Origin of the sequence: Vibrio sp. B1-2 (assembly GCF_963888445.1) — a bacterium.
Lineage (GTDB): Bacteria > Pseudomonadota > Gammaproteobacteria > Enterobacterales > Vibrionaceae > Vibrio > Vibrio anguillarum.
The window spans coordinates 66,736-92,354 of record NZ_CAWPJH010000001.1 but is presented as its reverse complement, the minus strand read 5'-3'; the positions used below and the strand labels follow the sequence as shown (position 1 = coordinate 92,354).

Genomic DNA, 25,619 nt, shown 5'->3' with positions numbered 1-25,619 from the left:
CAATTAGGCTGCTCATTAAGGCCTGATCATTAGATCATATAAGCAATATAGATCAGAATAATCAAAAAGATCAGTTATTTAAAAGCAATAAGTTTTTCTTTATTTATGATCTCTTTTTCTTTATTCTATTGGAACTATAGCGATATTACGGCTAGTGTGATACGGATCTAATAATGAACGCAGACGAAAAAATATTGATCAAAGCACCAAGGAGCCACAAAGATGGGCATCTTTTTGAAGTTTCAGAAACTGCTGTTGATTGGGTTGATCAATACCAACATTTTAAAGGTGTTACCAAAAGTATCGTTGAACTTCTTAACCTGATCTCATTAAGAGGTTTCCGCAGCCAAGATGGGTTAGTCTCAACAACAGAGTTAATTGAAGCAACCGATGGCCAATTGACCAGAGCGGCTATTCAGCAACGTCTGCGTGCTGCAGTAAGTATTGGTTTATTTAAACAGATCCCGGTGAGATTTGAAGAAGGTTTAGCTGGCAAGACAATGCTGCATAAATTTGTTAACCCAAATAAGCTCATCTCTGTGCTTGGTTCAACCAGTCTGGTAACTGAATCAGTAAAACAGACAGAAAAACGCAAGCGTTCAAAAGCACTGGCTCAAACTCAGGTCAATAAGCGTTTGTTGACAGAACATGGGCTAAATATTCCACCAGCGATGAAAGACGAAGCGGATCAGTTTGTGGTTTCACCCACCAATTGGGCTGGGATCATTGATCAAGCATTAGCTCCACCGAGAACTCGTAAAAGCTACCAGAAATCAATGGTATCGATTTCTGGTACCCGTGCGATCATTGAAACTCGTTCTTCCAAAAACATCATGACAGTGGATGATCTAATGACACTGTTTGCACTGTTCACCTTAACGGTGCAATACCACGATCATCACCAAGAAGATTACCAACTTAATACCAAACACACACCGAATAAAACCCCATTGTACATTACTGACATTTTGTCGCTTCGCGGTAAAAAAGATAGTGGCCCAGCAAGAGATTCTATTCGCGATAGTATTGATCGGATTGAATTTACGGACTTCCAATTGCATGAGTTAACCGGCCGTTGGCTGAGTGAAAACATGCCAGAAGGATTTAAGAGTGATCGTTTTCGGTTCCTAGCAAGAACGATCACCGCTTCTGAAGAAGCGCCAACGGAAGGGGCTGATGGTGAAATTAGGATCAAACCTAATTTGTACATTTTGGTGTGGGAACCTTCATTCTACGAAGAGTTACTCACTCGCGATTACTTTTTCTTGTTTCCACCAGAGATCCTAAAGCAACATACGTTGGTCTTCCAACTCTACTCCTATTTTCGCAGTCGCATGTCGCGTCGCCATACCGACAGCATGCTACTGAGTGAATTGAACCAAAAGTTGGCCCGTAATATCGAATGGCGTCGTTTTTCGATGGATCTTGTCCGTGAGCTAAAACGATTATCGGAAGGAAAGGGCAGCGATTCGTTATTTGTCGTGAATCTTTGGGGCTATCATTTGACGGTCACCACACTGGTGGATAAAGAAAAAGTGATGGATTACCAAGTCGACATTAAGTGCGATGTGGAAGAAGTCCTGCGCTACTCGCGCGCTCGTACCACCAATGCAGGCAAACGCAACATGGCTCCAACGTTGCCTAACCCACTGCGCAATGAGATGGTTTCTAAGCAAAAATTAGAAGAACTTTCTGAGATCATTGATGGTGAATTTGAACCTATTCAACGTAAAGCACCGTCTCCAAAGGGTAAGCTAGGACGAAGAGTTAAGCAGCGCAAACACCTAGTAGAGATCAATGCCGATGAAATTACGATTACCTTATCTAAATATACCTCTCCAGAGGCCCTAGAACGCAGTATAACGGCGTTATCAGCAATGACTGGGCATCCACCATCCTCTATCAAGGAAGAGTGTACAGAGCTGATTGATAAGCTGGATTGGCTGAGGGTTGGAAATGAGGCGATCTCTTATGAGACGTTAAGTAAATTGATCGAGCTCTATAACACGAAAAACGAGAATAAACATTTATCGATCGAACGTTTGATCTCGGGTCTCGCGGTACGCCGCAAAGTGTGCAAGCAAGTGTACGAGGGGCATTTAGATGAATCCGTATTCCGGGCACTTGATGAAGTCGCTATTGGTATTTAAAACCAATTTACAACACAACCTTGACATGTAGCTGACATTTTGTTTTAGAAGGTTCGTTAGTATAGAAAACGAATAGACAACCTTTTGTCCTATCTGATGAATTAATAGATTGGCTCATATATGTTTTTAGCGAGTTATATAACTCGCTATTTTTTTATCTGTTGATCCCTGCAATCAATTAATACCCTCGCTTTATACCTTGATCATCGTTCCACGCGTAATATGCAAGAAATCGAACATGAGCATCAATTAAACTTCGGGATAAGGCTTCATCAACGTGCTGTTGGTTGAGATGCTCCAAACTCAGTACCATCAACTGCTGCATCCGTTTTATACACCAAGATTTTAACTCAAGTTCACTACTCGGCTCCGAGACACAACGCTGAAAACGAGCGTAAGCAAGCTGCAGATATTGGAAGGCAAGCTCACCGTCAATGAGCTTGTAGTACTCATATTGGCGCAGGCAAGCATCAAGCCAACAAGCAATTGCTTTACTTTGATCATCACTCAGATCCGGCCCCCAGATCTCTTGTGGAGCATTAAGGATCAGAGGTTGTAATTGAGCCACCTGGTCATAGCGCTTGTTCAGATGCCATTGATGGATCTCGGTTAACCAGTCGTGAAGCTTACACATCGCGTCTTACCTACAACTTTAAATGTATTAACTACAGTCTGGTGCATTTCAAGCTTATTTGCCAAACAGAAATGGAGAACCATGTGCTAAAAATCAGCACATTGAAAGAGCGTGGGGTAGGGGGGACTGCGATAGTATGCAACAGAATAAAATGAGCGCTAAAACGCTTGAATTCATGTACGCAATATTTAAATTTAGCCTCGTCTAGCAAGGTTGGCAAAGTAATATTAATAGTTTTAAAAATAAGGTTTCTAAACCATCGCCAAAATCACAATATGGACGAAATATGCTTAACAAATCAAATGTCGTTTGCTACAGATTACATGTCCCTTACGTGGTTTGTTCGGAGGTAACAATGTCCATAAATTCTATTGACCATGACGAAATGACTGATATTGCAAATAAGTGGGACTTCACGGAAGAAGTAGAGACTCAAAAACCAGTTAAAAACCTTAAATCAGCCGAAGCTCGCCGTCGTATTGAAGCATTAAGAGAGATTCGAGAAAGTGGTTTAACCATTGAAGAAGCGAAGGAGCTAGGCATACTTCACTGACGAGTTCTCACCATTAATCCCCTAAGGGTGGCGCATAGCCACCCTTTATATTTTCCAATTTTCTTGATTTCATACCGATAAATTGCACATTTATGCTCTTAATTTTCCTATGTCCTATGCTATATTTCGTGCCACGTATTTACCGATCTAGGCTAACTCATGTCCTTCAACCTATCTTTACTTGCCGCTGAAGAGAAAAACAAAGTAGAGCTCGATAAACAAGCTTCCTTTCTTGTTTGGAAACTCAAGCAAGGAAAAGCAGGGCCTGAAGCGATCACTCAGCAGCAGTCTAAAATTGCCAGTGAGGCCGAAAAAGAGTGGTTTTTACAATCGGTGAACAAATACAAAAGAGTGATGGGTGTTGCGTAGCATTCATGTCTTTGCTAAGTGGAAAATTGAAATGATCCCACTTTTTGCTAAAATCCCTCGCGTTAAATTGAATTAGAGAGATCATCCCTATGGGAAGAAGTTTTGAAGTGCGCAAAGCCTCAATGGCGAAAACTCAAGGCGCAAAAATTAAAGTCTATTCCAAATACGGTAAAGAAATTTACATGTGTGCGAAAAATGGTGGTTCGGACCCAGACATGAACTTGTCTTTACGCCACCTGATCACAAAAGCGAAGAAAGACCAAGTTCCAGGCCACGTTATTGATAAAGCGCTAGATAAAGCCAGTGGTGGTGGTGGTGAAGACTACCAACCTGCTCGTTACGAAGGTTTTGGCCCTGGCGGCGCAAGTGTTATCGTTGACTGCTTAACAGATAACGGCAACCGTACGTTCCAAGATGTGCGTCAATGCTTTGTTAAAACGGGTGCGAAAATTGGTACTCCAGGTACCGTATCACACATGTTTGATCACCAAGCGGTATTTCAGTTCAAAGGGGATGATGAAGATTCTATCCTTGAAGCACTGATGATGGATGATGTCGATGTGACGGATGTTGAACTGGAAGATGGTGTGATCACTGTATTTGCACCTAACACTGAATTCTTCAAAGTGAAAACATCGCTAAATAATCAGTTCCCTGATTTGACTATCGATGTGGAAGAAATCACGTTCGTTCCACAAACACACACACCGGTCACGGGCGAAGAGGCGGAGAAATTCCAGAAGTTCCTCGACATGCTAGATGACTGTGATGATGTACAACAGGTTTACCATAACGCTGAGCTGTAATAGAGCGAATTAATGAGAAGCCGAGTGATTGACTCGGCTTTTTTTTATCTGTGCATTGCTAACCGTGGTCTTATTCATAGAGAATGACGCAAGGATACATACAGCCCACACTCAGTTACGTGTGTTCGTCCGTTTGGGCTGCTGGGTAATAATAAAAGGAGAAGTTAATGAAAGTCAGTTTTATTGGATTAGGGGTTATGGGATACCCTATGGCTGGGCATCTAAAAAACGCAGGATTTGATGTTAGCGTCTACAACCGCACTCAAGCTAAAGCGCAGCAGTGGGCGCAGCAGTATCATGGGCATGCAGCGCAAACAGTCGCAGAGTGCGTGCAAGATGCCGATGTGGTTTTAACCTGCGTTGGCAATGATGATGATGTCCGTAGCATGACGACCAGTGACGGCGGCGCGATAGGGGCGATGAAACGCGGCGCAATTTTGGTTGATCACACCACCACATCGGCACTGTTAGCCGAAGAGCTGGCGTCTGCGGCTCATAAAGCGGGCATTCGCTTTATGGATGCTCCTGTTTCTGGTGGCCAAGCAGGGGCTGAAAATGGTGTGCTAACCATTATGTGTGGTGGAGATGCCGAACTGTTTGAGCAGCTGCAACCCGTATTTCGTGCTTATGGCAAGTCATCGGTGCTGATGGGGAAAGCAGGGCAAGGACAACGCGCAAAAATGGTCAATCAAATTTGCATTGCTGGCGTATTAAATGGCCTGTCGGAAGGATTGATCTTAGCGGAAAAGTCAGGGTTAGATATTGGCGTTTTGGTTGATTGTTTGAAAAATGGAGCCGCAGGTTCATGGCAGATGGAAAACCGCGCTGTGAATATGTCAATAGGTAAGTTTGATTACGGCTTTGCCATTGATTGGATGATCAAAGACTTGGGCTTTTGTTTGGATGAAGCGCAACGAAACGATCTAAAATTGCCGATGACAGAAAAAACTTATCATGCTTACCAAGCCTTGTCTGAGCAAGGTGAGGGAAGAATGGATACTTCTATCCTTATCAAAGCCGTTAATTCATAAATATCACAGCTCAGAGATAGACTCAATTGGCCCTATTTAGGGCCATTTACACTGTAAACCTATAAATCGATTCCTATTTATCTTCTGGCCCCGCATACCTACAGTGTCTATCTGTGTGCCTCTTTTCGAAAAACGATTGTATAAAATCATGATCGCCTACCGATTAGGTAGGACAAATGTCCTTTATTTTTGTTTGCTGTGCGTGACTGTGCTGGATAAATCGTCAACTAATTACATTTACTGAAAAATCTTAAAATTTGGTTTTTAGTTTCAATAAAATCACATAAAACCAGTTTAATATGCTGTTAATTCGGTGTTTTCATGGTTTTCAATCCAAGCCAAGTCCCTTGATTATAGTGATTATGACCAAGGTCTCAAAATGATCATAATGATTAATAGGAGTAGGATTCGCGACATTATTATTTTTATATAAGTGAAAAAGCAGTGAAAGACACTAAGGAAATGGCTCATTTTAGTCATGTTCAGATTTCCAATTGGACTAAACACGACACCTATTGGCTACTCAGTTTATTTGGTACGGCCGTTGGGGCTGGCATTCTATTTTTGCCAATCAACATTGGGTTAGGTGGTTTCTGGCCATTAGTGTTAATGGTCTTACTCGCTTTTCCGATGACTTATCTCTCTCATCGTGGTCTTGCGCGTTTTGTTCTCTCATCGCGCCGTCCTAATGCCGATTTTACCGACGTTGTTGAAGAACACTTTGGCCAAAGGGCTGGTCGCTTGATCTCTTTGCTGTATTTCCTCTCTATTTTCCCAATTTTACTGATTTACGGTGTCGGTCTAACTAACACGGTTGATAGCTTTTTGGTTAATCAAGCGCAGATGGTCGCTCCCCCTCGGGCGCTACTTTCTGGTGGCTTAGTCTTTGCGTTAATTGCCATTATGCTGGGTGGTGAGAAGATCATGTTGCGCGCTTTTGCTGTTATGGTTTATCCATTGGCGGCTATTTTATTATGTCTCTCGCTCTATTTGATCCCGTATTGGTCAGTGCCGTCATTAGTCTTGCCGCAAACGAGTGATTTCTTACACACAGTGTGGTTAGCCATTCCTGTCGTGGTGTTTTCTTTTAGCCACGCAGCGGCGATCTCAAGTTTTGCCAATGTTCAACGTCGTCATTATGGCGCGCTAGCGGATAAAAAATCAGAGCAGATTCTGCGTTACACCAGTCTTGTATTGATTCTGTTTGTCTTGTTGTTCGTGTTCTCTTGCGTATTGGCTTTATCACCAGAGGCATTGCAAGAAGCAAAAGTGCAAAATATTTCAGTGCTGACTTACCTTGCCAATGTCACAGATAATCCCTTTATCGCCACTCTAGGCCCTTTAGTGGCGTTTATTGCCATTACCTCTTCCTTTTTAGGGCATTTCCTTGGTGCGCGAGAAAGCCTGACTGGATTGCTGTGTAAAAACTTTGGCCTGTCATTGCGTCTTGCTGGGCGACTCACCATTGCGATTTTGTTTGTCACGATTTGGATTGTCGCGATACTCAACCCCAGCATTCTGGGAATGATGGAAGCGTTTTCAGGCCCCGTGATCGCTATGATTCTGTTTATTATGCCGATGATTTCTGTATTCAAAGTGCCATCGCTGGCGAAGTATCAACAGCAGATGAGTACACCCTTTGTCATGGCAATAGGGTTATTGGCGGTATCGGCATTGCTTTATAATTTGCTCAATTAAATCAGCCATTGGCTCCGTCACTGGAGCCAAATCAATTACTTGATTTGAGCTTTTGTTATTTGAGGTTGTGCATTATTGAGCGTTGATGCTACCTCCAGAATATCTTGCCACTCATTGTAAGCTGATTGGTACCAAACTTGCTCCAGAATGACCGCTTGTGAATCTTGTGCTTTGGTAAGGTTAGAAACGACGTTGTTGGTTTCATTGTATAAACTGAGCACCGTGGTTTGTAGTGTATCTAAGGATCGGCTGATCGCCGCACAATCGTTGTTAACTTGATCGACACTTAGCAATAGGGCATTGAGAGACGCGATTTGTTGTTGATCTTGAGAGAGCGTTTGTTGATCGTGGTTGATGGTATTTAAAGATGATTGGATATCGCTTTGCAGGCTAGATATTTCACTTTGTGCTTCTACAATAGAGCTAACACCAAACCCTGCCAATATCAAAGAACCTCCCAGTGTAAACGGAGCAAGCACCACGCCAAAAATCGTTTCAAATATCCCTTTCTTACGCTGCGATTGAGCATTCGCAATGGCGGTTTTAAATGCTGCTATCTGCTGTTTCATTAGATCAATTTGGGCGTTAGTGGCGATAATTTCTGCTTGGATGGAAACTTCTTCTTGCTGGATCTGTGCAATAGTTTGTTGCAATGTGTTATGAGCATCTTCCACTTGGCGAGCCCAAGCATTCAATCCCTCATCATAACGTTTTATATTTGATGTAAGACTTTGAATCGGATTTTGTAATGTTAAGATTAATGAAGTTAGCTGCTTTAGTTGAGCGGCGTCAAAACGGGTTTCTAGTGCTTTGAATAAGGTTAAAATTTGAACATTAGAATCTTTGAATGTATTCGCAATGGAAAGAACACTGTCCATAATGTCATTTGAAAAATATAAATTACCACTCAAACGCCATTGCCGTACCAGTTTTTGCACCGCATTTAAATTTTGTTCTACCTGAGCATACCAATGTTCTGCATTGCCTTGATCAATATAAGTTTCAACAACGCCTTGGCATGCAGAATTTAGTAACACCATAGCGCTAATAGATGCAGGAATGTCGGTTTGAAGTTGCTCGCTGGCTGATTGATTCATGATGGTCCTCGAAAAAGAATAAAAGGGGGGCATTAACCCCCTTTAGTAATGTTTAAGCTGCTTGTTTTACTGCAGGTGCTAACTCTTTCGTTTCGATAGCTATTTTTGCGCTAGCTAGCTGTTTAGCAAGTTCAACCGCATCATCCCATTCGTTTTTCGCTGCGTCAGACATCACTTTTTCCATAATAATGCTCTGCATGGATGCACCATTATTAAGCTTGGTTACTACATCATCTAACTCGTTGCCAAAGACAGTCCACGTCGTTTCAAAATCAGATAATACTGATGTCGATGTTTCAATCGCTGAAACGACGGCGCTACTGGCATTGGAAAGCCCCTGTAAAGCGATAATCTGTTGTTGATCTTCAGCTTTTTGCTTTTGTTCTTGCGCGATGCTGTCGTAGTCATCATCAATTTGATTTTGTAATACGCCCCACGTAACGCCACCAGCAATAATCGATGCCGCGCCGACGGCTGCGATACCGCCGGAGACTACAGCTGCGGTGCCAGCGGTTGCGACGGTAAGCGCAACGCCTGCGACGAGCATAAAGATGCCAACACCAACCGCAACTTGTGCATAGACTAGATCTTTATTCAGTTTCTCAATGGCTGCACGATTGTTGTCTATTGCGTTATTCATACTTTCAATATCTGTTTGTAAATCGATAATTGTTTTTTGAATATTGGTCGCACCATTGACTAAGTCATCATGTGCTGCTTGCATTTTCACCCCCCAATCAGAGAGTTCCTTATTCATCCCTTTGACTGTGGCTTCGATACCGCTGACTTGAGAAGATAGGGCGGTCATAATCTGTGAAGCTTGCTGAACCGTCGTATTGTCTTTGCCACTTGCTGTTGGATCCGCTTTATATAACTCATGAATGGCATCGATTGATGCTTGGAAAGTGGCGTCAAAATTAATTACGCTGGAGGGAATCGATGCTGATACTTGTGGTCCCAAATCGTCAATCCATTGCTTAGCAACCAATTTTGCTGAGTCTAATTTTTTACTCAGGTCATCAAACCAATCTGGTTTTACCGTAGGTGGCGTAAATTGTGTGTTTAAAATGGCATGGCACTGCGCTGTGATGACTGTGGTTGCCAAAAATGCAGATTGAGTGGTTTGCTGTGTTGGATTCAACTGAGTAACTTGTTGTGACATTGTGTATCTCCTTTACTGTTCTTGAATGGTGTTATTTAGTGTGTTGACTAAAACGGGTTTTCCAACGTTTGGCGGTAAACTAATGAGTTGCACAAATTCTGAAATGGTTTTCCATGAGGCTGAAGCAATCTTGATGGTTTGCAAATCAGTCAATAGGGCTGGGTCTGAACCGCTTTGTAAGGCGTTGATCAGTTCGTTTACCTTGTCTAATTCGTCTTGCCATAACAATGAAAGTGCTGGCAAGCTATCATCAATCTTTAGGAATTCTTCGCTCATGTTGCTGAGGGTTTGAATAATGGCTTTAGTAATGGCAGCCGCTTGTGCTTCTTCACTGGCTAGTGTTTGTAATTGAGTGAGTTTGTCTAAATCTTGTTGTACCTCTTTCGCGCTCGATATTGTGCTGTATGCACTGTAACCAACCGTGAATAGCGCACCAGCAAAGGAAAGGAATGGTACAGACGTCGTTGCTCCCATTACGACACCGTAGGAAATAGTGACCATACTTTGTATGTAAGCTTTTCCTGCTCTTAATTGGGCCGCTGTGACATTAGCTCCTAAACTGGCAATAGATTGCGATAGAGAGCCTATCTCTGTTGCAATGCGTACCATTGCTTGTTCTTCGCTCGCAAGTTCATTCCAGCCATCTTGAATGCTGGATGCGAGCAGCTCCTCTGCATTTTTCGCTTGGCTGTAAGATTTCGTGAAAACTTGCTGAGCTTCATTTGTTAACGTGATATTTTGCTTTAACGTTTTTTGCAATAATTGTAAGCATTCAATCCATTGCTTCGTACTTGTTATCGCCTTACTGTTTTGTGCACAGGCATCGAACGTGGTCTGATAATTAATAAACGATGTAATAATTTGCGCAAAAATTTTAGGCTTTTGTTGCATAAACTCATTCATTACCGCTCTTAAGATCTCAGTCCTGCTTCGAACTTCTACGAGCCAGTTTGGATCTTTTGCTACATGGCCAATAAAGAGAGAGTTGCACGTTGCATCGTAGTTACTAATACCTAAAAAATCAGTATATACGTCGGTCAGCATATTTAATGCGGTATCAACATTTGGGCTTAACATGAGTTCGCCCTCTACAGTGAAATAACGAGGAAAGGATCAAACGTTAATCTTGCACCATCAATAGACAAGGTCGCATTGTATTGTTGTGTGCTGGCTTGTCCTTGCGCTTCAACTCGGCCTTCCCAGAATTCATCACCGCTTAGTCCTTGTTTAGTGGGTATACAAACTCTGTCATTTATCATTTGCCCATTAAACTCGACAATATCAACTTCATTGTCTGGTGAAATAGCGACAACTCGCCAGCATAATAATTGACCGTCTTTACAGGCTGTTTTTAACTCAGCTTGGCCTTCATTACCCGAGCCCATATATTTATTTGTATCAATGAGATAAATGTTACTTTGCAGATCTCGACTTGCCAGCGCTGCTGCTGCATCTACGACCATGAGTATTTCTACTTTTTTCATACAATGTTCCTTATTTAGATGGAGTTATTGAACTTCGAGATAAGGTGAAAAATTCATTGTTATTCCGTTTATTGAAAGAGAAATGGTATATAGATAACGCCCAGTATCCCCGCGAGTCTGAACTCTGCCTTCCCACGCGTCATTAACAGGGCTTGGTAAGCAAGCGTTTTGATCAATCATGTCACCAGAGAATCCCGTTATATTGACTTCGTCATCTGGCGAAATGGCGCAGCTACGCCAGCAAATAAACTGACCATCTTGAGATACCGTGTGGAGTTGGCACGTTCCTTCATCCCAAGAACCAAGCCATTGGTTACTATCAATTAAGTAAACGTTATCCATTAAGCTCGTGGTTGTTAATGCTCCGGCACAATCAACCACGATAAGTATTTCTATTTTTTTCATTCAATACCTACTGACGTTTATTTATGGATCCACAGAATATCATTGTACTGATTTAACCATTTCGAATGGTTTTTGTGGTTATATCTATTAAATATTATTGATATTAGTGTTGATATTTACATGTTTATAATCTTTATGTGGATAAATATAGTTAGTGATTCCAGTTAATCAAGGTTGCATAACTAATATGTACATATCAGTATGTAAATAAAATAATTTTATAATGATATCAATGGATAGATCTTAAGTTTAATTTCATTTTTGTTATTTATTAAGCGCTTAATTTGCCAGCTTAATCATGTTTTTTCGTGAGATATTGAAAGGGATAATAAACGCTCATTTACTTGATGAAATTTTTATTTCAGGGTTAAATGATGATTTCAACAATACTGGTTATTTTTACTAATAGTATTAAGTAACTTATCAACATTTATTGTTGATTGTTTTAGTGTAAGTAAAAATATATTTTTATTTTTACTTAACTTTTTAATAGGTAGATAGTATGTCTGTGAGATAAATGAGGTCATCTACAATATTAATTATAGATAATTTCATTTTTGGCATTAACACTATGTTTAATCTAGCTAATAATATTGATTAAATTATTAGCTAGAATGACTTAACGCTAAGCGATGAGATCGTTTTTCCAGCTTTGAGCGATGAAATCAATGAATTGGCGAACCAATGGGGTTTGATAGCTACGAGAAAGATACACAGCCCATAGTGCGCTGCTTGGGCTGTGAAACTCTGGCAAAACGCGTACTAGTGTTCCTGAGGCGATAAAGACATTTGCAAGATCGCATGGTAGCCGTACGATGCCTTTGTGATGTAGGGCAGCACGGCATAAAATTTCCATATCATTAGCGCGGATGTTGCCATTCACGGTGACAGAGAGCTGTTCATTGTCTTTAACCACATCCCACTTGTTATTACTCATGTGCACAAAGCAGTTGTGCTGGGTTAAGTCATTGGGTGTATTGATAGGAGGGTGTTGGTTGAGATAGCTAGGGGAAGCGCATATGACGGTGCCGACGCTCATTAAACGGCGAGCGATGAGCGTATCATCCGGCTGTTGGGTAAAACGCAGGGCAATATCCACGCGTTCATCGACCAGTTGTGAAAGGCGATCTGAAGCGACAATGTCAATTAACACATTGGGGTGTCGTTGCGTGAAGTCTTCAACAACGGCCAATAACATGTTTTGAGCAAGGCCTATCGGCGCGGCAATGCGAATGGTACCGTTTAAGAGTTGTGACTGTTCCAACGCCCGTGTTTCAAGTTCGGCAGTTTGGTGCAAAATTTGTTCGCAACGGATTAAAGCCTCTTCACCGGCGGTGGTTAGGCTGACTTTGCGTGTCGTGCGGTGCAGTAACCTCTGCTTTAACCAATCCTCAACTTCTTGGACATTACGTGACACTTGTAATCGACTTAAGCTCAAGTTGTCTGCGGCTTTGGTAAAACTGGCAGTATTTGCCACTTCGATAAAACTGCGCATGGCGGTTAGTCTGTCCATGGTAGGCCTTTATTAGATACGAATATTGATACAATCTACATCATTTTTGGGTGTTTTTCCTCCTTCGTTTAACTACTAGACTACAATTGTTGTCGAGAAACAGAAACCGAATGAGGAAATAAATTATGAAAATTGCAGTATTAGGCGCATCAGGTTGGATTGGTAGTCACATTGTCAATGAAGCAAAAGCACGGGGCCACGAGGTGATCGCGTTAGTGCGTGATTCAAGTAAAGTCGATGCTGAAGGTGTTAGCGTTCAACTATTTGACTTACAACAGCCTTTGTCAAAAATTAGCGCTGCGTTAGCTGGTGTTGATGTCGTGATCGCTTCTATCGGCGGACGTGCAGCTGGCAACCACGATATTGTTGCAGCTACAGCGCAAAAACTGCTGTCAGATCTACCGCAAGTGGGTGTGGATCGCCTACTGTGGGTTGGTGGTGCGGGTTCATTGGAAGTCGCTCCCGGTATCAAATTGGTGACCGTAGAAGGTTTCCCTGAAGAGTACAAAGGGGAAGCATTAGCGCAAGGCGAAGCGTTGGATCTCTTCCGTGCGAGTACAAGCAAGGTTAATTGGACATTTGTTAGCCCGGCCGCTGAAATTTTTCCGGGCGAGAAGCAAGGTGCTTACCGTGTGGGTGGTGACACTCTATTGTTTGATGCTGAAGGCAACAGCAAAATCTCAGTCAGTGATTATGCCCTCGCGATGATCGATGAGTTAGAAAGTGCCGCTCACCCTCGTCAACGTATTGGTGTCGCTTACTGATACCAGTCCGATAGATCCATTTGGCTATTCTCTTGATCGAAAATTGCTGATAACGTGAACGAAGTAATGCTCTCTATGGGCATTACTTTTCTTTGTTTCGCTTATAGGCATTTTAATGGAAATGTTCAGTAGTACGGCGCTTATCGCCATGTTTCTTATTTTCTTGGGTTCATTTGTGCAAACGGCGATTGGTTTTGGTTTAGCGATCGTCGCAGCGCCCTTGCTGTTCTTGATCTCCGCCGATTACGTTCCTGCCCCCATTTGTATCGTGGCGCTGTTTATTTCTATCTTGAACGCCTTAAAGCATCGCTCGAACATTGAGCTCGGCGGTTTAAAAATGGCGCTGATTGGTCGCGTTCCCGGTTCAATTGCGGGCGGTATCCTTCTGGTTTTAGTCTCGACGGATGTACTGGCGTTATGGCTTGGTTTATTGGTGTTATTTGCCGTGGCTGTTAGTTTATTGCCGTATCGCATCGAACCGACCCCAATAAAAATGGGTATTGCGGGTTTTTTCTCCGGCTTCTTTGGCACCAGTTCCGCGATTGGTGGGCCGCCGATGGCGTTGATCTTACAGCATCAAGAAGCGAATCAGTTGCGTGGCAATCTTTCGGCATTTTTTGTGTTTAGCTCGATCATCTCTTTGATTATTCAAATACCGGCAGGTTTTCTGACGTTACATCATTTATGGATAACGATTCCGCTTATCCCCTCAGCTTGGTTGGGTTATAAGTTGGCGATGATGACCACGCAATCACTGCCCAAAGATAACATCCGTTTCGCTGCGTTGCTGCTTTGTACGATAAGCGGCGTTACGGCGGTATGGCATGGTTTAGCCTAGCGTTAATCTTCCGTTCAGGTCATGCAATGATACTGAAAGGGTTTATGGGTCTATTTTATACGGAGTAGCAGTGATGAGAACAATCGGCAATATTATTTGGTTTTTACTGGGCGGAGTGTTTATGGGGCTCGCTTGGTGGTTTTTTGGTCTCCTTGCCTTTATCAGCATTATTGGCATTCCATGGGGGCGTGCTTGCTTTGTTATCGGTAACTTTTCGTTTTTTCCTTTTGGACAAGAGGCGATTTCCCGTGATGAATTGACCAATCAGCAAGATATTGGTACCAGCCCATTTGGCTTAATCGGCAATGTGATTTGGTTTGTTTTCGCTGGTTTTTGGTTAGCCGTTGGTCATATTTTATCGGCGGTGGCGTGTTTTATTACCATCATTGGCATCCCTTTCGCACTACAGCATTTGAAACTCGCGGTTATTTCTTTGGCTCCGATTGGTAAAACCATCGTCCCGAAAGAAGAGGCGGCTAGAGCTCGCTATTCTTCTTATCGTTAATATAGGTTTTGTTTTTTGCTCCTTTTCTCTCGTGTTGCTCTCTCAGTGACGAGGGGAAGGGGGCATCTCGCCAACGCGATTAATACGCTTTAATCCCAAACTCTCGCAGTTTTCTGGGCAGAATGTCATCTAAATGGGCAATGTCTTGCGGGTGAATATTAATCAGAGCAAAGCCGTGATCGTGGTAAATCGCTTGTGTGTGTAAGCGAGTTTTTTCGTCGGTCGCGCCACTATCTGAACCCCAATATTGCAAATACACTTTTCCTGCTGGCAGATAAAAATCGCACATCACATCAGCTTCTATCGGCAACTGACGCTCATAAGCGTGTACGACGCCCGCCAAATAGAGCCAATTGTCGATCAATAATTCGCCGGTTGAGCGAACATAGTGGCCGTCTAAGGTGCGATGTTTTGCCTCAAATTTTTGGCGAAAGTGGGACAATGATTTATCGGTCGATTGGCTGTGAGCCTCTTGCCCTAAAAATTCGACAATGGATTGTTTCAGACGTTTATGGCGAGTCACCGTATCATGCCAAACAACAAAGAATTGCTCAGAAGATTTATCTTCACGTTGCTGAGCGCCAGCTCTGAGCCCAGCCTCCGTTACTTGCCAACCTTTTTCTGTTTTAGATATCCAGCCTAACTCACTCAATAGTTGATTTATTTTTTTTGGGTTGAGCCTGAAATGATCGCCAAGTTGAGTGGCACTTAACGTTTTCCCGTTGGTGGCTTGTGTGTCGACGAGCAAGTTTTCCGGCCAGACAATAAATTGGCCATATTGCGTGTGCTGGGCGTATTCGCCGCCAAATTTTGCTCCCAGTTCTGTTAATACCCACTTGTTGTCGAAGCGGTTAATGTACCCTGCTTTTTGGAGGTTACTGAATAGTTGTTTAGCATCTGTATTACGCAATTTAGCCAGTGCTGAGGTTGACAGTTTTTCTGCCATCATTATCTCCTTATTTCACGAGATCCATTCAATTCAACAGTCTGATATCTCTACCTTACTTGAATTTTGGGTAAATGACAGAGCGAGTGTGTGCGATGGTTTTTAAAATAGATAAAAGCTTAATTTTTGAGCTTAGGCGCGGGTAAACATGAGTGAGTAGAACTGGTCATTGCGTTAACGCGAGTCATTGGCTCGCGTTGTCTACTCCAGACGGTTTGGCTTCCACATAACCTGTTTTTGCCCACACGTTACTCAATTTATACATGGCGCAGACACTGCATGTGAGCACTTCTCCTTTACCATGGATCACCATCACAATATCTTCCCGTTTTTCTTTCGAGCTATTGCGTAGCTGGATCGTCAGTTGATTACCATCCACGCTGTAAGCGCGAGACCAGTGCTGAGTTTCAGATTCAGCACGTACAACACCTTCTTCGAAAATCAATAAGTCATCATTGAACTGGTTGTCATAAGTCCCTTTGAACTCATAAGTTTCACGGTTTAACCAACGTTCAAGGTCATCTTGAAAACAGCCTTGCAAAGTGGCTGTAAGGACGAGAATACTGATTGATTTTGCCGTAGATCTTATCATGTTGCTGCAACCTCTGTTGTTGTTCGCTCAAGTTCTAATAAGCTTGCTTTACGGTTTATTCCTCCCGCATAGCCTGTGAGTTGACCACTTTTTCCGATCACTCTATGGCAAGGAACGATGATCGAAATTGGATTTCTACCATTGGCCAAGCCGACAGCCCTTACGGCTTTGGGGTTACCGATCGCCTCTGCAATCTGTTGGTAGTTCCAAGTTTCGCCATAAGGTATCTTGCATAATGCTTGCCACACAGATTGTTGGAACTCGGTGCCTTTTGCCGCTAAAGGTAAAGTAAATATAGTCCGTTTCCCGGAAAAGTACTCATCTAACTGTTTGATAGTATTGATGAGTATAGTGCAGTGTTCGGATTTTACCCCTAACTCTGTTGGCATGGTGGTTTCGGTTTCAAACCAAGCCCCCAATAAACCTTGCTCGCAGGCTTGCAATGTCATGATTCCTAAGGGGCTGTGATAGTGGGTGAAGCTATTCATATTAGTAATTCCAACAGTGAAAGGTGGCGTAACTTCCCCAAGGTGAAACCTTGTCTGCGTTCAGCTCAGGAAAATGGCTTAAGGCCTTCTTAACCACCAAATCAGTGTCTAGAAAGCAATCTGAATCGGACTGACCTCTTAACCTAGCGTAGTTTACGGTCCACGGCCCAATACCTTTTAGTGAAAGCCAAGCATCCACATCGGCTTCAGGGTGTTGGCACATGAATTGAGCAAAGCGTGTTAAGGTCTCTTTTCGGCTGTGTGGCATCTTTAAAAAGTGCAAATCAAGCTGTGCGATTTGTTCCGGGCTTGGAAAGTAACTGCTCGTATTTTGAGCTGGGTTCACCGCATCGACTAATCGGTTGAGCTGGCCAATGGCTGCTTTTATCGAAACTTGTTGACCTAAAATAGCTCTGACTCCCGCCTCCCAACAATTCCAAACGCCGGGAATGCGGATTCCTGAACGAGTGACTAAACCCGGAGCGCAGCCTTCCAAATAGGCCTCGATGTGGCTGATGTCGGCTTCGAGGTCAAATAGGCGGCGTAATTTTGCCACCAAGTAACGCAGTTTGGTGATGTCTTGCAACTCGAATTCAACCTCTAAATGGGCCTCAGAGGTTAAGCTGGCACGAAACCAGCCGGTCGTATTGTGTATGTTGAAGGTGCGTTGATAATGATTGTTACCGACCTGTTCAATGGCGTTTACTGCACGTAATCGATAGAAATCTAGCATATGTTGCCAATCGAAAGGGCCGCGAAAAGAGAGTGTTAATAGGTTTTTTGTCATCAATGCAGTTTTAGATTGCCGCACTTGGCTGGGGGTCAGTTGTAACGTTTTGATAAACGCATCGTTAAAGCGGCGGGTACTGTTGAACCCACAAGCGAATCCTATATCGGTAATGGACAGAGCACTGGAATGCAACAACTGCTTAGCAAACATCAACTGATGGTACTGAGCATATTGTTTCGGTGACACTCCTAAATGGGTTTGAAACAGTTGTCGTAGATAGCGGTCACTGATCCCCAAACGTTCGGCAAATTGAGCCAGATTACTCGATTGTAATTCACCTTGCTCAATAAGCTTGATTGCACGCAAAAAGGTGGTTTCAACCCCTTTCCATGCCCAAGAATGAGGTGCACTGTCTGGGCGGCAACGCAGGCATGGCCGATAACCCGCTTGTAGAGCTAGTGCGGAGTTGGCGAAGTATTCAACATTCTTTTCTTTTGGCAGGGTTGCCGGACATATTGGGCGACAAAAGATGTTGGTTGTTTTGACGGCAACGAAAAATCGTCCATCAAATCGCGGATCACGGCTAGTGCGAGCTTGTTGGCATTGTTCTTTATCGACTTCCATCCATGGTGCCATTTGGTATAACGAGCCTTATGCAGTTTTTATAAGCTAAGTGTATGCATGAATTCTGTCGATACTAGCCATTTTCGGAACTGGATGGCTTTTTCTGCGGTTTCTCTTGAAAAAGGATATTCATAACGCTGTATTCAATACCCGCTACAGCGTTATGAATTTGTTGGGTCAGTCGAGAATGACCTCGCCCGCTTGTTGTAATGAGTAAGCACTACTAGGGTTGATGTTTTTGACTAACTTTTCCACTTGCATAATGGCTTCTATCGATGAGCTGTTTTTTCGGTAGCTGAGGAAGATGGGACGCTGCCAATCTTCCACATTGTCAATTCGATACAATTGGCCAGAGTGGATAAAAGGTTCAACAAGTGAGGTAGGAAGGTAAGCGCTTCCCCCTTTTTCTAAAATGAAATCAAGTGCGATACGAGCGGTCGAGGTGCGCAAATAGGGGGTCGGCGTCTTCGGATGTCGCTCAGCATGCTCGGAGGCGAAACGGCTTCCCCAATCGACGTACACGTATTTATTATCAAAGGCGGTTTCCAGTGTGTCAGGACGCGTCGAAACCAACACAAGTACTAAATCTGCGACTTTTTTGCAGTTTAGCTCTTCGGCTTTAATTGGGTCAAAGGCAAACGCCATATCTAAGGTACGCTCCAGTAGGCTGCGGTTGAGCTGCTCGCGCCCCATGACTTCCGCCATAAAGCCATAACCGCTAAAAGCATCAGTCACAACGCTTAAACAGTTTTGTAGATGAGCATCCCAAACGTTGGGCGTTCCCCCTAATGTAAGCTGCAAAGCTCGGCCATTTTCCAAAGAGAGCTCAAACTTGGCTTGTTGCAAAGTAGCCACCATCACTTCGGCATAGCCAACGAGTCGTTCTCCTGCCGATGTGAGCTTTATGTTGTTGCGATCACGCGTAAATAGTTGAGCATCAAAATAATTTTCTAATTGCTTGATACGTGCGCTGACGGCGGCTTGGGTCAAATAAAGGTTTTCAGCTGCTCGCCCAAAATGACGTACTTTGGCGAGTTCGAGAAAAGTGCGAAAAACTTTTACATCCATATTAAATCCTCTGAAATTACCCCGTCAGATTAACAAGGAAGTGCAATTATGACGATAAAAAATTTTTGTTTTTCTTTTCGGAGATTTACGCCTAATTTTCGCGTGATCTATCGCTACATGGTAGTAGCGCCATTCACATGAGGTTGATATGTCTGAGACTGAATTCCGTCACGGAAAAAAACGTTTTTACGACAATACAAAGTTTCCACGAGGCTTTGCTAAGTCTGGTGATTTTACTCTTGCAGAAGAAGAACTTCTCGCCATTTATGGTGGTACCATGCTTGGTCTTGAATCTGGTGAACTCACGCCAGAGAATGCCGAAGAAGCTCATTTTGTTAAGGCGATTGAAAACCCAGGTAAAGCGAAATCTAAGTTAGAGCGTGTCTGGTTAAAATACACTCAACTTGCTCGTGGTCGTAAGCGTTTCCATACGTTGAACGGTCGCAATAAACCGGAAAGTGGTGACGATTATAATGATGAAGAAGTCAGCTTAACGGAAGAAGATTAATCTGTATCTCTAATGCAGGATCTTAAGCCGTAATTTGGTCAGCTTTCTCATTTATCTCTTCAGCCTTATTGTCTCAATAAGGCTGACAAATTCGCTTGTATCGCCTTTCATATAAGAGATCTCTGTGCAAAAGAGTGTGACTCAATCAAGATGAGAAAAGTGCTTTCGCTCAAAGCCCTAGTATTGATGACTCACTCGGGCTTTGCATTATCGCCACTCTGCTCATTTGGTCGCGCTTAGCCAATCCATGAGCTGGGTCAACACCGCTACTTAGCCAAAATGGCTACTTTTTTCAAAAAGCTGTCGCGTAGATGCTCTTGGTCATAATCGAGATGGTAGGTATTGTGGAAGCCAACTTTTAGCTCCACACCATTTCCTCGCATGTAAATGTTATAGCCGTCATAGTCTGAAAAAGCTTCGATACCTTCATAGATTTTCCCGAATTCAGTCGGTGTACCATGCGCCATTACTGTTTCATAAGCATGGAGAATTTTCGCGGGTTCAAGTTCGTTTTTCATGGCATTTGCTCCTTTCTTGCTTGTTACTCCAAGTATGGGTAATGAATGCACGCTTCGCCAGATAGTGGATTGATAGCGACTCAAACTTTACTTAATTTTATAGATGAATTTTTATCTCATTTGGTTATAGCATGTGCCGTATTAGTTAAGCTTACCTGTAGAAATTGCTACAAATTTAAGCGCATTTCTGGTTGAGATTTGAAGAAAGAGCGAAAATTTGACCTAAAACAATGGCAGTTACCCAATACTTATTTTATAATGCGAATTAATGTTCTATTACACCATAATATTCCAATAACTAGGGGCCAATCATGAGACTTATCCCGTTAAAACAGGCTGCACAAGTCGGCAAGTGGGCAGCAGCACACATCGTAAAACGTATCAACGCATTCAACCCAACGGCAGACCGTCCTTTTGTATTGGGTTTACCTACTGGTGGTACACCATTGACGACTTATAATGCACTGATTGAAATGCATAAAGCAGGCGAGGTGAGCTTTAAGCATGTCGTGACATTTAATATGGATGAATACATTGGTATTCCTGAAAATCATCCGGAGTCATACCGCTCATTTATGTATAACAATTTCTTCAATCATGTTGATATTCAAGAAGAAAATATCAACTTACTGAATGGCAACGCACCAGATGTTGATGCAGAATGTAAGCGCTATGAAGACAAAATTAAATCATACGGCCGCATTAATCTATTTATGGGCGGTGTGGGAAATGATGGGCACATCGCGTTTAACGAGCCTGCTTCTTCACTTTCGTCGCGCACTCGCATTAAGACACTGACAGAAGATACGCGCATTGCAAACTCTCGCTTCTTTGATGGTGATATCAACCAAGTTCCTAAATACGCGCTAACGATTGGTGTAGGCACACTGCTAGATTCAGAAGAGATCATGATTTTGGTGACAGGCCACAATAAGGCGCTGGCTTTGCAAGCGGCCGTGGAAGGAAGCGTCAACCATTTGTGGACCGTCTCCGCACTACAACTTCACGCGAAATCAGTGATTGTATGTGATGAACCATCGACTCAAGAACTAAAAGTGAAAACCGTAAAATACTTTGCGGAATTAGAAGCAAAAAATATCGAAGGTTTCTAAGTCTCTCCCTGTTGGGAAAGGACATTCATAAACAAAAGGCCTGCTAACATCAGCAGGCCTTTTTACACTTTGTAGCAAATGGGACTTTCTATCAAATGGGGAAGTGCGAACGAAATCGGTAGTTGAATTAACCTTCAGCAGCGATTTTCGCTTCTTTTAATTCAACTACTTGCTTCTCCGGGGCAGGGTAGGTTACTCCATTAAAGCGCCCACCTTGTTCAATGCTCAAGTCGTCGCTATAAATAGACCCTGTGACGCTCCCTTTGCTTAAAATTTCAATTTTAGTCGCGTGACATGTGCCTTGGAACTCGCCATTAATGATGATGTGGCCTGCGTACAGCTCACCATTAACCGTGCCTGTTTCACTAATGACGATGGTTTTATCAACGTGCAATTGACCTTCTACCGACCCGTCAATTTGAATGTCGCTTTCTAACCTGAGTTCCCCACTAATGGAACAGCCTTTTGCGATGAGAGTTGTAGCTGAGTGCTGACTCTTAGCTCGACTTTGTTTACTAAAGATTCCCATCGGATACCTCTTACCTTACTAAATATCGTTTCAAAATCATTCACGCCCCAATCAACAAAAGGTCTTGGATCTAATGAACGGCCGACAAATCGAATTTCATAGTGCAAATGTGGGCCAGAAGATAACCCACTGTTTCCAGAATAAGCAATTAAGTCGCCCTTCTGTACAAAATCGCCCCCTTTCACGGCAAATTTTTGCAAATGAGAATAGGAGCTGGTAAATCCATAAGAGTGCTGTAAGCGTAAAAAATTGCCTGACCCTTTATCACTGGCGCGAGTGACTTCGGCAACGCCATCGGCTGGTGCATAAATTGGCGTGCCTATGTTAACCGCAAAATCTTGCCCGCGGTGAATTTTGACGTTGCCAGTGACAGGATGAATACGCTCACCGTATCCTGACGAAATTCTCGCATTATGCACAGGTGCACCGCTGGGTATTTGGGTCAGCATCACCATTCTAACTGAAGAAGTGATAGCAGCGGTGTCTAAACGTGATTCTAATTCCGCTCCGCTTTCATCCATCCCCAATACTTTTTCAAGATCGCCGAGCCTGTCTGAAACAACCTGCATCTTTTCTTCTCGTTCGAGCAGGTCATTCTCTAAGCTGTTTTTTAGCTCCTTTAAAGAGGTGACTTCTTCGGTCAGTGACATCGACTGGCTCTCTAACTCTTGTTGCTTGAGTTTAGCAAAATCAACTTCATCAAGAAGGTAATAGATAACGCCGCCAGTGGCGAGAATGCTGGCAACCAGCACATAGCCAAAACCTTTTAAAAAATGTCGGAACCATTTACCGAGATGAAAGTGCTTCGTCCCATGGATGGATGAAACGGAAACAACCACTCTTTCTTTCATGAATTCGTTCACAGCGTCTATGGTTAACAGTACAGCCGATTCTAACAGGGAATGCTCAGGGTCAAAACATTTTGCGTTGTAAGGCTATACTCGTCCCACCTCTTATTGTTCGGTTTGTGAATTGGAGCGTATCCTTGGCCTGCTTTTAGAAGAAGATCCGATGTTGTTAGTAAAAAAAGCCATATTAATGTATGAGCTAATATTAATATGGTTTTGTGTATATAAGTTACAAAATAGACAATATGGAAGTGGTGGTTTTATTTCGATTAGTGAAATAAAGATGTAATTGTGATTTTTATCACTTTCGGTTCTTTAATTTTTAATAATTAGAGTTAAATTGTGATTTTAATCTCTTTTTTATTAAAAGTTAAAACTCAAAAAGTATGATGTTGATCGCTTAAGTCTTGTTGATAAGTTGTATTTTTGTTTTTTGTTGTAAATTTACATGTCAATTTAATGACCATGATCACGAAGAAATGATTTGTAAGCTAGGATTTATGAGGGGCTGATCACGAAAAACCCGTCGTCAGTTCCAGAATGAAATTGTGTGGTAAATTGATTGTGTACTAAGCAATCAACGGTTTTTCGCAGAACCGTTACAACAACAATATTCATCAGAACATCGAACGGGGAATCCACATGATATCACCAGATGCAAAGATCAAGATACAAAATTTTGGTCGCTTCTTATCTAACATGGTTATGCCAAACATTGGCGCGTTTATCGCGTGGGGCTTTATAACCGCACTATTTATCCCAACAGGTTGGCTACCGAATGAAACGTTAGCATCTATGGTTGGGCCGATGATTACTTACTTATTACCACTGCTGATTGGTTACACGGGTGGTAAATTGGTTGGTGGAGAACGTGGCGCTGTTGTCGGTGCCATCACCACAATGGGTGTGATTGTCGGAACAGATATCCCCATGTTCATGGGAGCCATGATGGTTGGCCCTATGGGTGGTTGGGCGATCAAAACCTTTGACCAACGTGTTGAAGGTAAAGTAAAAAGCGGTTTTGAGATGTTGGTAAACAACTTCTCGGCAGGCATTATTGGTATGCTTGGCGCAATCTTGGCGTTTTACCTTATTGGGCCATTTGTCAAAGTGCTCTCTGGTGGTTTAGCGGCAGGCGTAAACTTCCTAGTTTCAGCACACCTTTTACCACTCACCTCTATTTTTGTTGAACCCGCGAAGATCTTGTTCCTTAACAACGCGATTAACCACGGTATTTTCTCACCGTTAGGTATTCAACAAGCCAGTGAAATGGGGCAGTCAATCTTCTTCTTAATTGAAGCAAACCCTGGCCCTGGTCTCGGTATTTTGTTGGCTTACATGGTGTTTGGTAAAGGTACAGCACGTCAAACAGCTGGTGGCGCTTCCATCATTCACTTCTTCGGCGGCATCCATGAGATTTATTTCCCATACATACTGATGAATCCACGTCTGATTCTTGCAGCGATTGCTGGTGGTATGACAGGGGTGTTCATTTTGACTCTCTTCAATGCAGGTATTGTTTCTCCAGCGTCTCCTGGCTCTATCTTTGCAGTGTTACTGATGACACAGAAAGGATCGATTGTTGGCGTATTATGCTCAATATTTGGTGCGGCAGGTGTGTCCTTTACCGTTGCATCATTATTGATGAAAGCACAGAGCAGCACCGAGGAAGAAGGTGATGAAGCGGCGTTAGAAAAAGCCACATCACAAATGAAAGAGATGAAATCGAGCGCAAAGGGCAATGTGACGACGGCTTCTCAAAAAAGCAATATTGATTTAGCCAACGTGAAAAGCATTATTGTTGCTTGCGATGCGGGTATGGGTTCAAGCGCAATGGGCGCAAGCATGCTGCGTAAAAAAATCAAAGATGCGGGCTTAGCGATTCACGTCACTAACCTTGCCATCAATAGTTTGCCGGAGAACGCAGAAATCGTGATTACTCATAAAGACCTGACTGGCCGCGCACGCACACATGCACCCAGTGCACAGCATATTTCACTGAGCAACTTTTTAGACAGTGAAATGTACAACCAGCTTGTGACTAAGCTTTTGGCAGCTCAACGCCCTAAGGCGGCGAATGATAGCGATGTGGTTAAAGTATCCATCCTCGCTGCGAATGACGACAGCTTTGAAATTCAAAAACCGTCCGTTTTTCAAATCCAAAAAGAAAACATTCACTTAGGTTTGAATGCCGCTAATAAAGAAGAAGCCATTCGTTTCGCTGGCAATAAGTTAGTTGAGCTTGGCTATGCGGAGCCTGAGTATGTTGATGCCATGTTTGAACGTGAGAAAATGGTATCCACTTATCTTGGAGAATCGATTGCCGTTCCTCATGGCACCGTCGCCGCCAAAGACCGTGTGATTAAAACGGGTATTGTGATTTGCCAATATCCTGCTGGTGTGCAGTTTACGGACGACCAAGATGGCGTAGCGAAACTGGTTATCGGTATTGCCGCCAAAAATGATGAACATATTCAAGTTATTACCACCATTACCAACGCACTCGATGAGCCTGATGCTATCGAGAAGCTCACCTCAACCAGAGACGTGAGCGATATCTTGGCCATCCTATCGGGTAACCAAGCAGCGTAACGCTTTTGCTCCTGAGGCAAAACGAGGTCGGCTGTTCCCCTATACTGCTGACCTC

General features: G+C 43.0%; 27 protein-coding genes. 12 read left to right on the top strand and 15 right to left on the bottom strand.

Features of this window, described 5'->3' with window-relative positions; translation table 11 throughout:
* The first annotated feature begins 173 nt into the window (after nucleotides 1-173).
* On the top strand, nucleotides 174-2,150 hold the full coding sequence (locus tag AACQ75_RS00410; RefSeq protein WP_017043500.1) for a replication initiator protein RctB domain-containing protein: 1,977 nt from the start codon (nucleotides 174-176) through the stop codon (nucleotides 2,148-2,150).
* A gap of 178 nt (nucleotides 2,151-2,328) precedes the next feature.
* Here AACQ75_RS00410 and AACQ75_RS00405 read toward each other — a convergent pair whose 3' ends face one another.
* A complete protein-coding gene (locus AACQ75_RS00405; RefSeq protein WP_013868228.1) occupies nucleotides 2,329-2,784 on the bottom strand; it encodes a hypothetical protein in 456 nt (151 codons plus the stop codon).
* A 355-nt stretch (nucleotides 2,785-3,139) separates the two neighbouring features.
* Here AACQ75_RS00405 and AACQ75_RS00400 point away from each other — a divergent pair, with 355 nt between their 5' ends.
* From AACQ75_RS00400 to AACQ75_RS00380, 5 genes are all read left to right on the top strand, one after another.
* On the top strand, nucleotides 3,140-3,337 hold the full coding sequence (locus AACQ75_RS00400; RefSeq protein WP_017043498.1) for a PA3496 family putative envelope integrity protein: 198 nt from the start codon (nucleotides 3,140-3,142) through the stop codon (nucleotides 3,335-3,337).
* 159 nt (nucleotides 3,338-3,496) lie between these two features.
* A complete protein-coding gene (locus tag AACQ75_RS00395) occupies nucleotides 3,497-3,706 on the top strand; it encodes a DUF3283 family protein (protein ID WP_017046863.1) in 210 nt (69 codons plus the stop codon).
* An 89-nt stretch (nucleotides 3,707-3,795) separates the two neighbouring features.
* Nucleotides 3,796-4,512 (top strand): YebC/PmpR family DNA-binding transcriptional regulator, encoded by a 717-nt coding sequence (locus AACQ75_RS00390; RefSeq protein ID WP_017044945.1) that lies wholly within the window; start codon nucleotides 3,796-3,798, stop codon nucleotides 4,510-4,512.
* Nucleotides 4,513-4,679: 167 nt separating this feature from the next.
* Nucleotides 4,680-5,543, top strand: a complete 864-nt coding sequence (locus AACQ75_RS00385) for an NAD(P)-dependent oxidoreductase (RefSeq protein ID WP_170889213.1) — start codon at nucleotides 4,680-4,682, stop codon at nucleotides 5,541-5,543.
* Between the two features lie 462 nt (nucleotides 5,544-6,005).
* Nucleotides 6,006-7,241 (top strand): aromatic amino acid transport family protein, encoded by a 1,236-nt coding sequence (locus AACQ75_RS00380; RefSeq protein WP_212755059.1) that lies wholly within the window; start codon nucleotides 6,006-6,008, stop codon nucleotides 7,239-7,241.
* A 35-nt stretch (nucleotides 7,242-7,276) separates the two neighbouring features.
* Here the strand turns inward: AACQ75_RS00380 and makE are convergent, their stop codons facing one another.
* From makE to AACQ75_RS00350, 6 genes are all read right to left on the bottom strand, one after another.
* Nucleotides 7,277-8,338, bottom strand: coding sequence for an alpha-pore-forming cytotoxin subunit MakE (gene makE / locus AACQ75_RS00375; protein WP_019283034.1), 1,062 nt, complete (start codon nucleotides 8,336-8,338; stop codon nucleotides 7,277-7,279).
* A 52-nt stretch (nucleotides 8,339-8,390) separates the two neighbouring features.
* Complete coding sequence (gene makA / locus AACQ75_RS00370) at nucleotides 8,391-9,500, bottom strand: cytotoxin MakA (protein WP_000082912.1); 1,110 nt, start codon at nucleotides 9,498-9,500, stop codon at nucleotides 8,391-8,393.
* Between the two features lie 12 nt (nucleotides 9,501-9,512).
* A complete protein-coding gene (gene makB, locus AACQ75_RS00365) occupies nucleotides 9,513-10,577 on the bottom strand; it encodes an alpha-pore-forming cytotoxin subunit MakB (RefSeq protein WP_013868235.1) in 1,065 nt (354 codons plus the stop codon).
* Between the two features lie 11 nt (nucleotides 10,578-10,588).
* Nucleotides 10,589-10,984: an alpha-pore-forming tripartite toxin MakABE regulator MakC gene (gene makC / locus AACQ75_RS00360; RefSeq protein WP_013868236.1), complete on the bottom strand. Its 396-nt coding sequence runs from the start codon at nucleotides 10,982-10,984 to the stop codon at nucleotides 10,589-10,591.
* A 24-nt stretch (nucleotides 10,985-11,008) separates the two neighbouring features.
* On the bottom strand, nucleotides 11,009-11,389 hold the full coding sequence (gene makD, locus AACQ75_RS00355) for an alpha-pore-forming tripartite toxin MakABE regulator MakD (protein ID WP_170889211.1): 381 nt from the start codon (nucleotides 11,387-11,389) through the stop codon (nucleotides 11,009-11,011).
* A gap of 625 nt (nucleotides 11,390-12,014) precedes the next feature.
* Entirely contained in the window at nucleotides 12,015-12,902 is an 888-nt protein-coding gene (locus AACQ75_RS00350) for a LysR family transcriptional regulator (RefSeq protein ID WP_170889210.1), read from the bottom strand.
* Nucleotides 12,903-13,027: 125 nt separating this feature from the next.
* Here AACQ75_RS00350 and AACQ75_RS00345 point away from each other — a divergent pair, with 125 nt between their 5' ends.
* The 3 genes from AACQ75_RS00345 to AACQ75_RS00335 all read left to right on the top strand — a co-directional run bounded on the left by AACQ75_RS00345 (nucleotide 13,028) and on the right by AACQ75_RS00335 (nucleotide 15,009).
* Entirely contained in the window at nucleotides 13,028-13,666 is a 639-nt protein-coding gene (locus AACQ75_RS00345) for an NAD(P)-dependent oxidoreductase (RefSeq protein WP_170889209.1), read from the top strand.
* Nucleotides 13,667-13,781: 115 nt separating this feature from the next.
* Nucleotides 13,782-14,504 carry a sulfite exporter TauE/SafE family protein gene (locus AACQ75_RS00340; protein WP_013868241.1) on the top strand — a complete coding sequence of 241 codons (723 nt, stop codon included), beginning with the start codon at nucleotides 13,782-13,784 and terminating at the stop codon, nucleotides 14,502-14,504.
* 73 nt (nucleotides 14,505-14,577) lie between these two features.
* The gene (locus tag AACQ75_RS00335; protein ID WP_026027764.1) at nucleotides 14,578-15,009 is read left to right on the top strand and encodes a YccF domain-containing protein; all 432 of its coding nucleotides are present in this window, start codon (nucleotides 14,578-14,580) and stop codon (nucleotides 15,007-15,009) included.
* A 79-nt stretch (nucleotides 15,010-15,088) separates the two neighbouring features.
* On the opposite strand, the gene AACQ75_RS00330 is transcribed toward AACQ75_RS00335, so the two are convergent.
* The 5 genes from AACQ75_RS00330 to AACQ75_RS00310 form a co-directional block, all read right to left on the bottom strand.
* Nucleotides 15,089-15,955: a glycerol kinase gene (locus AACQ75_RS00330; RefSeq protein WP_170889235.1), complete on the bottom strand. Its 867-nt coding sequence runs from the start codon at nucleotides 15,953-15,955 to the stop codon at nucleotides 15,089-15,091.
* A gap of 184 nt (nucleotides 15,956-16,139) precedes the next feature.
* A complete protein-coding gene (locus tag AACQ75_RS00325) occupies nucleotides 16,140-16,547 on the bottom strand; it encodes a hypothetical protein (RefSeq protein WP_017042139.1) in 408 nt (135 codons plus the stop codon).
* Complete coding sequence (locus AACQ75_RS00320; RefSeq protein WP_170889208.1) at nucleotides 16,544-17,035, bottom strand: methylated-DNA--[protein]-cysteine S-methyltransferase; 492 nt, start codon at nucleotides 17,033-17,035, stop codon at nucleotides 16,544-16,546. The genes AACQ75_RS00325 and AACQ75_RS00320 overlap by 4 nt, the downstream gene beginning before the upstream one ends.
* Before the next feature lies 1 nt (nucleotide 17,036).
* Nucleotides 17,037-18,389 carry a DNA-3-methyladenine glycosylase 2 family protein gene (locus AACQ75_RS00315; protein WP_170889234.1) on the bottom strand — a complete coding sequence of 451 codons (1,353 nt, stop codon included), beginning with the start codon at nucleotides 18,387-18,389 and terminating at the stop codon, nucleotides 17,037-17,039.
* A 177-nt stretch (nucleotides 18,390-18,566) separates the two neighbouring features.
* Nucleotides 18,567-19,457 (bottom strand): LysR family transcriptional regulator, encoded by an 891-nt coding sequence (locus tag AACQ75_RS00310; protein WP_013868248.1) that lies wholly within the window; start codon nucleotides 19,455-19,457, stop codon nucleotides 18,567-18,569.
* 148 nt (nucleotides 19,458-19,605) lie between these two features.
* Here AACQ75_RS00310 and AACQ75_RS00305 point away from each other — a divergent pair, with 148 nt between their 5' ends.
* On the top strand, nucleotides 19,606-19,965 hold the full coding sequence (locus tag AACQ75_RS00305; RefSeq protein ID WP_013868249.1) for a DUF413 domain-containing protein: 360 nt from the start codon (nucleotides 19,606-19,608) through the stop codon (nucleotides 19,963-19,965).
* 266 nt (nucleotides 19,966-20,231) lie between these two features.
* Here the strand turns inward: AACQ75_RS00305 and AACQ75_RS00300 are convergent, their stop codons facing one another.
* Nucleotides 20,232-20,483, bottom strand: a complete 252-nt coding sequence (locus tag AACQ75_RS00300; RefSeq protein ID WP_017044957.1) for a DUF3081 domain-containing protein — start codon at nucleotides 20,481-20,483, stop codon at nucleotides 20,232-20,234.
* Nucleotides 20,484-20,794: 311 nt separating this feature from the next.
* Here AACQ75_RS00300 and nagB point away from each other — a divergent pair, with 311 nt between their 5' ends.
* Nucleotides 20,795-21,595 carry a glucosamine-6-phosphate deaminase gene (nagB, locus tag AACQ75_RS00295; protein WP_013868251.1) on the top strand — a complete coding sequence of 267 codons (801 nt, stop codon included), beginning with the start codon at nucleotides 20,795-20,797 and terminating at the stop codon, nucleotides 21,593-21,595.
* Between the two features lie 127 nt (nucleotides 21,596-21,722).
* On the opposite strand, the gene AACQ75_RS00290 is transcribed toward nagB, so the two are convergent.
* Complete coding sequence (locus AACQ75_RS00290; protein ID WP_305951630.1) at nucleotides 21,723-22,019, bottom strand: bactofilin family protein; 297 nt, start codon at nucleotides 22,017-22,019, stop codon at nucleotides 21,723-21,725.
* A gap of 8 nt (nucleotides 22,020-22,027) precedes the next feature.
* Nucleotides 22,028-22,975 carry a M23 family metallopeptidase gene (locus AACQ75_RS00285; RefSeq protein ID WP_017044959.1) on the bottom strand — a complete coding sequence of 316 codons (948 nt, stop codon included), beginning with the start codon at nucleotides 22,973-22,975 and terminating at the stop codon, nucleotides 22,028-22,030.
* A 639-nt stretch (nucleotides 22,976-23,614) separates the two neighbouring features.
* Between AACQ75_RS00285 and AACQ75_RS00280 the strand changes: the two genes are divergently transcribed.
* Entirely contained in the window at nucleotides 23,615-25,564 is a 1,950-nt protein-coding gene (locus AACQ75_RS00280; protein ID WP_019283047.1) for a PTS mannitol transporter subunit IICBA, read from the top strand.
* The last annotated feature ends 55 nt before the right edge of the window (nucleotides 25,565-25,619 follow it).

Bases quoted from the DNA above. Each gene is read 5' to 3' on its own strand.
- AACQ75_RS00410 (WP_017043500.1), top strand. From the start codon at position 174: ATGAACGCAGACGAAAAAATATTGATCAAAGCACCAAGGAGCCACAAA.
- AACQ75_RS00405 (WP_013868228.1), bottom strand. From the start codon at position 2,784: ATGTGTAAGCTTCACGACTGGTTAACCGAGATCCATCAATGGCATCTG.
- AACQ75_RS00400 (WP_017043498.1), top strand. From the start codon at position 3,140: ATGTCCATAAATTCTATTGACCATGACGAAATGACTGATATTGCAAAT.
- AACQ75_RS00395 (WP_017046863.1), top strand. From the start codon at position 3,497: ATGTCCTTCAACCTATCTTTACTTGCCGCTGAAGAGAAAAACAAAGTA.
- AACQ75_RS00390 (WP_017044945.1), top strand. From the start codon at position 3,796: ATGGGAAGAAGTTTTGAAGTGCGCAAAGCCTCAATGGCGAAAACTCAA.
- AACQ75_RS00385 (WP_170889213.1), top strand. From the start codon at position 4,680: ATGAAAGTCAGTTTTATTGGATTAGGGGTTATGGGATACCCTATGGCT.
- AACQ75_RS00380 (WP_212755059.1), top strand. From the start codon at position 6,006: ATGGCTCATTTTAGTCATGTTCAGATTTCCAATTGGACTAAACACGAC.
- makE (WP_019283034.1), bottom strand. From the start codon at position 8,338: ATGAATCAATCAGCCAGCGAGCAACTTCAAACCGACATTCCTGCATCT.
- makA (WP_000082912.1), bottom strand. From the start codon at position 9,500: ATGTCACAACAAGTTACTCAGTTGAATCCAACACAGCAAACCACTCAA.
- makB (WP_013868235.1), bottom strand. From the start codon at position 10,577: ATGTTAAGCCCAAATGTTGATACCGCATTAAATATGCTGACCGACGTA.
- makC (WP_013868236.1), bottom strand. From the start codon at position 10,984: ATGAAAAAAGTAGAAATACTCATGGTCGTAGATGCAGCAGCAGCGCTG.
- makD (WP_170889211.1), bottom strand. From the start codon at position 11,389: ATGAAAAAAATAGAAATACTTATCGTGGTTGATTGTGCCGGAGCATTA.
- AACQ75_RS00350 (WP_170889210.1), bottom strand. From the start codon at position 12,902: ATGGACAGACTAACCGCCATGCGCAGTTTTATCGAAGTGGCAAATACT.
- AACQ75_RS00345 (WP_170889209.1), top strand. From the start codon at position 13,028: ATGAAAATTGCAGTATTAGGCGCATCAGGTTGGATTGGTAGTCACATT.
- AACQ75_RS00340 (WP_013868241.1), top strand. From the start codon at position 13,782: ATGGAAATGTTCAGTAGTACGGCGCTTATCGCCATGTTTCTTATTTTC.
- AACQ75_RS00335 (WP_026027764.1), top strand. From the start codon at position 14,578: ATGAGAACAATCGGCAATATTATTTGGTTTTTACTGGGCGGAGTGTTT.
- AACQ75_RS00330 (WP_170889235.1), bottom strand. From the start codon at position 15,955: ATGGCAGAAAAACTGTCAACCTCAGCACTGGCTAAATTGCGTAATACA.
- AACQ75_RS00325 (WP_017042139.1), bottom strand. From the start codon at position 16,547: ATGATAAGATCTACGGCAAAATCAATCAGTATTCTCGTCCTTACAGCC.
- AACQ75_RS00320 (WP_170889208.1), bottom strand. From the start codon at position 17,035: ATGAATAGCTTCACCCACTATCACAGCCCCTTAGGAATCATGACATTG.
- AACQ75_RS00315 (WP_170889234.1), bottom strand. From the start codon at position 18,389: ATGGAAGTCGATAAAGAACAATGCCAACAAGCTCGCACTAGCCGTGAT.
- AACQ75_RS00310 (WP_013868248.1), bottom strand. From the start codon at position 19,457: ATGGATGTAAAAGTTTTTCGCACTTTTCTCGAACTCGCCAAAGTACGT.
- AACQ75_RS00305 (WP_013868249.1), top strand. From the start codon at position 19,606: ATGTCTGAGACTGAATTCCGTCACGGAAAAAAACGTTTTTACGACAAT.
- AACQ75_RS00300 (WP_017044957.1), bottom strand. From the start codon at position 20,483: ATGAAAAACGAACTTGAACCCGCGAAAATTCTCCATGCTTATGAAACA.
- nagB (WP_013868251.1), top strand. From the start codon at position 20,795: ATGAGACTTATCCCGTTAAAACAGGCTGCACAAGTCGGCAAGTGGGCA.
- AACQ75_RS00285 (WP_017044959.1), bottom strand. From the start codon at position 22,975: ATGAAAGAAAGAGTGGTTGTTTCCGTTTCATCCATCCATGGGACGAAG.
- AACQ75_RS00280 (WP_019283047.1), top strand. From the start codon at position 23,615: ATGATATCACCAGATGCAAAGATCAAGATACAAAATTTTGGTCGCTTC.